Consider the following 5,295-nt stretch of genomic DNA (forward strand, 5'->3'; position numbering starts at 1 on the left):
CCCGGGACACGCCGACTACATCAAGAACATGATCACCGGTGCCGCCCAGATGGACGGCGCGATCCTGGTCGTGTCCGCCACCGACGGCCCGATGCCGCAGACGAAGGAGCACGTGCTCCTCGCCCGCCAGGTCGGCGTGCCTTACATCGTCGTCGCCCTGAACAAGGCCGACATGGTCGACGACGAGGAGATCCTCGAGCTCGTCGAGCTGGAGGTCCGGGAGCTGCTGAGCTCGTACGAGTTCCCGGGCGACGACGTTCCGGTCGTCCGGGTCTCCGCGCTCAAGGCGCTGGAGGGCGACAAGGAGTGGGGCGCCAAGCTCCTCGAGCTCATGGCGGCGGTCGACGAGTCGATCCCCGAGCCGCAGCGTGACATCGACCGGCCGTTCCTCATGCCGATCGAGGACGTCTTTACGATCACTGGTCGTGGCACCGTAGTCACCGGCCGCGTCGAGCGCGGAATCGTCAAGGTCAACGAGACCGTGGAGATCGTTGGTATCAAGCCGGAGACCACCTCCACCACCGTGACCGGTGTCGAGATGTTCCGCAAGCTGCTCGACGAGGGGCGTGCCGGCGACAACGTCGGTCTGCTCCTGCGCGGTATCAAGCGTGAGGACGTCGAGCGCGGCCAGGTCATCGTCAAGCCGAAGTCGATCACCCCGCACACGGTGTTCGAGGCTCGCGTCTACATCCTCAACAAGGATGAGGGCGGACGGCACACGCCGTTCTTCAAGAACTACCGCCCGCAGTTCTACTTCCGCACCACCGACGTGACCGGCGTCGTGACCCTCCCCGAGGGCACGGAGATGGTCATGCCGGGGGACAACACCGAGATGACGGTCGAGCTGATCCAGCCGATCGCCATGGAGGAGGGTCTGCGCTTTGCCATCCGCGAGGGTGGCCGGACCGTCGGCGCGGGCCAGGTTACGAAGGTTCTCAAGTAGTAGCCGTGGGCGATGGGTCCGGGCGTGTGTACGGACCCACCGCCCACGGCGCTGCCTGACCAGACGGGGCCCGGCTCCACGTGTGGCGGGGTCGCCCCGGCCAGGCAGGGCTCTCGCGAGACTCGGCTGCCGAGGACAACCGGCCGCCGGCAAGGGACGCAGTCCGGTCCCGGTCGACACGTCGAGCGGGACCGGCACGAGACAGCGGTACAACCGGCAGATTCTTTCCGCCGGCGGCGCGGTGCCAGGCTCGCCGCGCGGCCGGCGGTGAGGATCTACGGGCGGTGACCCGGTAGCGATACCGGCCGGACGAGACAGACAGGACAGGCGAAGCCCACCATGGCGGCACAGAAGATCCGCATCCGGCTCAAGGCCTATGACCACGAGGTCATCGACAGCTCGGCGCGGAAGATCGTCGAGACGGTGACGCGGACGGGCGCGCAGGTCGCGGGACCGGTGCCGCTGCCGACGGAGAAGAACATCTACTGCGTCATCCGGTCGCCGCACAAGTACAAGGACAGCCGCGAGCACTTCGAGATGCGGACGCACAAGCGGCTGATCGACATTCTTGACCCGACGCCCAAGACGGTCGACTCGCTCATGCGCCTCGACCTGCCCGCGGGCGTCGATATCGAGATCAAGCTGTAAGAGGGGCCGGCGCAGTCATGCTCATCCGCAACTACAGAGGGCTCCTGGGCACCAAGCTCGGGATGACCCAGGTATGGGACGCGAACAACCGCGTCGTGCCGGTCACCGTCATCAAGGCCGGACCTAACGTCGTCACGCAGGTCAAGACGCCTGACTCGGACGGCTACTCGGCCGTGCAGCTCGGTTACGGCGAGATCGACCCGCGTAAGATCAACAATCCCGCTCGCGGCCACTTCGCCACCAGTGGGGTGACGCCTCGGCGCCACCTCGTCGAGCTGCGGACCGCCGACGCCGGCAACTACCGGCCCGGCCAGGAGCTGACCGGCGAGGTGTTCTCCGCCGGGACCGTCGTCGACGTCACCGGCACCTCGAAGGGTAAGGGGTTCGCCGGTGTCATGAAGCGTCACGGGTTCAAGGGCCTGGGCGCGGGGCACGGCGTCGAGCGCAAGCACCGCTCGCCGGGGTCGGTCGGCGGCTGCGCCACTCCCGGTCGCGTGTTCAAGGGCCTGCGCATGGCCGGCCGGATGGGTCACGTGCGCACAACGACCTCGGGGCTGACGATCCACGCCGTCGACACCGAGCGCGGCTATCTGCTGGTCAGGGGTGCGGTGCCCGGCCCGGACGGTGGTCTGGTCCTCGTGCGCAGCGCGGCCAAGCGCCCGGCGCCCGAGGCCATCGCCCCGGCGGCCGAGCCGGCCGATACCGGTGAGGAGGTCTCGGCATGAGCCGGGTGGCCACATCCGACCCGAGCGTCACCACGCGCACCGTCGCGGTGCACGCGCCGAACGGGGGCGACGGCGGCAGTGTCGAGCTGCCCGGTGGCGTGTTCGACGTGCCGCTCAACGTCCCGCTGATCCACCAGGTCGTGGTGGCGCAGCTCGCGGCGGCCCGCCAGGGCACGCACGACACGAAGACCCGCGGCGAGGTCCGCGGCGGTGGCCGTAAGCCGTATCGGCAGAAGGGCACCGGCCGGGCCCGGCAGGGATCGCTGCGGGCTCCGCAGTTCACCGGCGGTGGCACCGTGCATGGCCCCACGCCGCGCAGATACGACCAGCGGACCCCGAAGAAGATGAAGGCCGCCGCGCTGCGCGGCGCGCTGTCCGACCGGGCCCGCAACAACCGGGTGCACGTGGTGTCCTCGCTGGTCTCCGGCGAGGCGCCGTCGACGAAGAGCGCGATCACCGCGCTGCGGACGATCGCCGACACCCACCGGGTGCTGCTGGTGGCGAGCCGTTCGGACGAGCTGACCTGGAAGAGCCTGCGCAACGTCGCGGCGGTGCACCTGCTCGACCCGGGCCAGCTCAACACCTATGACGTGCTGGTGAGCGACGACGTGGTCTTCACCGAGGAGGCGCTGGCCGCATTCCTTGCTCGTGACACCCGTCCGGCGACCTCTACCGCCGGGACCGAGGCTGCCGCGGGCACCGAAGGTGTGGCCGGGGCGGAGGAGAACAAGTGATTCCCGACCCGCGTGACGTGATCCTGCGGCCGGTCGTCTCCGAGAAGAGCTACGGCCTGCTCGACGAGAACGTCTACACCTTCATCGTGCGTCCGGACGCGAACAAGACCCAGATCAAGCTCGCGGTCCAGCAGATCTTCAATGTGCGGGTCCTGCGGGTGAACACCATCAACCGGCAGGGCAAGCGCAAGCGGACCAAGCACGGCTGGGGACACCGGTCCGCCTCCAAGCGGGCCCTGGTGAGCCTGGCTCCCGGTGACACGATCGAGATCTTCGGAGGCCCCGGTGCCTGAGCGCGTGCGCTCCGCGGCGGCGGTGGGTCCAGGACGGTAGGAAGCCATGGGTATTCGTAGGTACAAGCCGACGACGCCGGGGCGTCGTGGTGCGAGCGTGGCCGACTTCGTCGAGATCACTCGTGACCACCCGGAGAAGTCGCTGGTCCGCCCGCTGCACTCCAAGGGCGGGCGCAACATCCACGGCCGGATCACCACCCGGCACCAGGGCGGCGGCCACAAGCGGGCGTACCGGGTCATCGACTTCCGGCGGGACAAGGACGGGGTGCCGGCCAAGGTCGCGCACATCGAGTACGACCCCAACCGCACCGCCCGGATCGCGCTGCTGCACTACCTCGACGGGGAGAAGCGCTACATCCTCGCGCCGGTGAAGCTCAGGCAGGGCGACACGGTCAGCTCCGGCGTGGGCGCCGACATCAAGCCCGGCAATGCGCTGCCGCTGCGCAACATCCCGACCGGCACGGTGGTGCACGCCATCGAGCTGCGTCCCGGTGGTGGTGCGAAGATTGCCCGCAGCGCCGGCACGAGTGTGCAGCTCGTCGCGAAGGACGGCCCCTACGCCCAGCTGCGGATGCCCTCCGGTGAGATCCGCAACGTGGATGTGCGCTGCCGCGCGACGGTCGGCGAGGTCGGCAACGCGGAGCAAAGCAACATCAACTGGGGTAAGGCCGGCCGGATGCGCTGGAAGGGTCGCCGACCCACCGTGCGTGGTGTCGCGATGAACCCGGTCGACCACCCGCACGGTGGTGGTGAGGGTAAGACCTCCGGCGGTCGTCACCCCGTCAACCCCAAGGGCCGTCCGGAGGGGCGGACCCGCGCGACCCGCAAGTCGTCCGACGCGCTCATCGTGCGTCGTCGCAAGCAGAACAGGCGGCGGTAGTGGTGATCTCCAGGCCCCGGGCCGCGTCGACCACCAGCGCGCCGCCGACCAGCCGCACCCATCGGATCTGAGCAGGAAGGAGGAGACACAGCCATGCCACGCAGTCTGAAAAAGGGCCCGTTCGTCGACGACCACCTGCTCAAGAAGGTGGATCTGCAGAACTCCAAGGGCACCAAGCACGTCATCAAGACCTGGTCGCGCCGGTCGACCGTGATCCCCGACATGCTGGGGCACACGATCGCCGTGCACGACGGCCGCAAGCACGTCCCGGTCTTCATCACCGAGGGCATGGTCGGGCACAAGCTCGGCGAGTTCGCCCCGACCCGGACCTTCCGTGGCCACGTCAAGGAGGACCGGAGGTCACGCCGTGGCTGACGATCTCGTTGACGGCCTGACCCGGGCCGGTCTTCCCGGGGCCAAGGCCTCGGCCCGCTATGTCCGGGTCTCGCCGACGAAGGCCCGCCGGGTCGTCGACCTGGTGCGCGGGCGCTCGGTCGGCGAGGCGCTGGACATCCTCCGGTTCGCTCCGCAGGCGGCCAGCGAGGACGTGTACAAGGTTGTCGCCAGCGCCGCGGCGAACGCCGAGAACAACCACAGCCTCGATCCGGCCACCCTGTGGGTCGGCGAGGTCTACGTGGACGAGGGGCCGACGCTCAAGCGCATCCGGCCCCGCGCCCAGGGCCGGGCCTATCGGATCCGCAAGCGCACCAGCCACATCACCGTCGTGGTGGAGAGCCGGGAGCCGGTCTCCGCGGCCGGCCGGGGCGCGAAGACGACCGCGAAGACGACAAGGAGGGCCCGGTAGTGGGGCAGAAGGTCAACCCGCACGGGTTCCGGCTTGGTATCACCTCGGAGTTCACCTCTCGCTGGTACGCCGACAAGCAGTACAAGGCGTACGTCGGCGAGGACGTGAAGATCCGTAAGATGATGTCGCGGGGCATGGAGCGGGCCGGCATCAGCCGGGTCGACATCGAGCGGACCCAGGGGCGGCTGCGAGTGGACATCCACACCGCGCGCCCAGGCATCGTCATCGGTCGCCGTGGCGCCGAGGCCGACCGTATCCGTGGCGACC

Annotated in this window: 9 protein-coding genes; all 9 read left to right on the plus strand. The window is 69.1% G+C overall.

Annotation, left to right across the window (positions count from 1 at the left end; all coding sequences use genetic code 11):
- The coding region (gene tuf, locus AC08OT_RS00165) for an elongation factor Tu (protein WP_476602444.1) at positions 1-943 on the plus strand (943 nt) is incomplete at its 5' end.
- 339 nt (positions 944-1,282) lie between these two features.
- The gene (gene rpsJ / locus AC08OT_RS00170; RefSeq protein ID WP_007514815.1) at positions 1,283-1,591 is read left to right on the plus strand and encodes a 30S ribosomal protein S10; all 309 of its coding nucleotides are present in this window, start codon (positions 1,283-1,285) and stop codon (positions 1,589-1,591) included.
- 17 nt (positions 1,592-1,608) lie between these two features.
- A complete protein-coding gene (gene rplC / locus AC08OT_RS00175; protein ID WP_476591748.1) occupies positions 1,609-2,316 on the plus strand; it encodes a 50S ribosomal protein L3 in 708 nt (235 codons plus the stop codon).
- Positions 2,313-3,050 (plus strand): 50S ribosomal protein L4, encoded by a 738-nt coding sequence (gene rplD / locus AC08OT_RS00180; RefSeq protein WP_476591749.1) that lies wholly within the window; start codon positions 2,313-2,315, stop codon positions 3,048-3,050. The genes rplC and rplD overlap by 4 nt, the downstream gene beginning before the upstream one ends.
- Positions 3,047-3,343 (plus strand): 50S ribosomal protein L23, encoded by a 297-nt coding sequence (rplW, locus tag AC08OT_RS00185; protein ID WP_011435041.1) that lies wholly within the window; start codon positions 3,047-3,049, stop codon positions 3,341-3,343. The genes rplD and rplW overlap by 4 nt, the downstream gene beginning before the upstream one ends.
- 46 nt (positions 3,344-3,389) lie before the next feature.
- Positions 3,390-4,223 carry a 50S ribosomal protein L2 gene (gene rplB / locus AC08OT_RS00190; RefSeq protein ID WP_476591750.1) on the plus strand — a complete coding sequence of 278 codons (834 nt, stop codon included), beginning with the start codon at positions 3,390-3,392 and terminating at the stop codon, positions 4,221-4,223.
- Positions 4,224-4,316: 93 nt separating this feature from the next.
- Positions 4,317-4,598 carry a 30S ribosomal protein S19 gene (gene rpsS, locus AC08OT_RS00195; protein WP_011435043.1) on the plus strand — a complete coding sequence of 94 codons (282 nt, stop codon included), beginning with the start codon at positions 4,317-4,319 and terminating at the stop codon, positions 4,596-4,598.
- A complete protein-coding gene (rplV, locus tag AC08OT_RS00200) occupies positions 4,591-5,028 on the plus strand; it encodes a 50S ribosomal protein L22 (RefSeq protein ID WP_476591751.1) in 438 nt (145 codons plus the stop codon). Before rpsS ends, rplV begins: the two co-directional genes overlap by 8 nt.
- Positions 5,028-5,295: KH domain-containing protein (locus AC08OT_RS00205; RefSeq protein ID WP_476602445.1), on the plus strand; the 268-nt coding region annotated here is incomplete at its 3' end. The genes rplV and AC08OT_RS00205, both read left to right, overlap by 1 nt.

Source organism: Frankia sp. CgJB1 (genome assembly GCF_977947065.1).

What these genes read in the sequence shown, in the direction of transcription:
- rpsJ (WP_007514815.1), top strand. Translation starts at nt 1,283, where the DNA reads ATGGCGGCACAGAAGATCCGCATCCGGCTCAAGGCCTATGACCACGAG.
- rplC (WP_476591748.1), top strand. Translation starts at nt 1,609, where the DNA reads ATGCTCATCCGCAACTACAGAGGGCTCCTGGGCACCAAGCTCGGGATG.
- rplD (WP_476591749.1), top strand. Translation starts at nt 2,313, where the DNA reads ATGAGCCGGGTGGCCACATCCGACCCGAGCGTCACCACGCGCACCGTC.
- rplB (WP_476591750.1), top strand. Translation starts at nt 3,390, where the DNA reads ATGGGTATTCGTAGGTACAAGCCGACGACGCCGGGGCGTCGTGGTGCG.
- rpsS (WP_011435043.1), top strand. Translation starts at nt 4,317, where the DNA reads ATGCCACGCAGTCTGAAAAAGGGCCCGTTCGTCGACGACCACCTGCTC.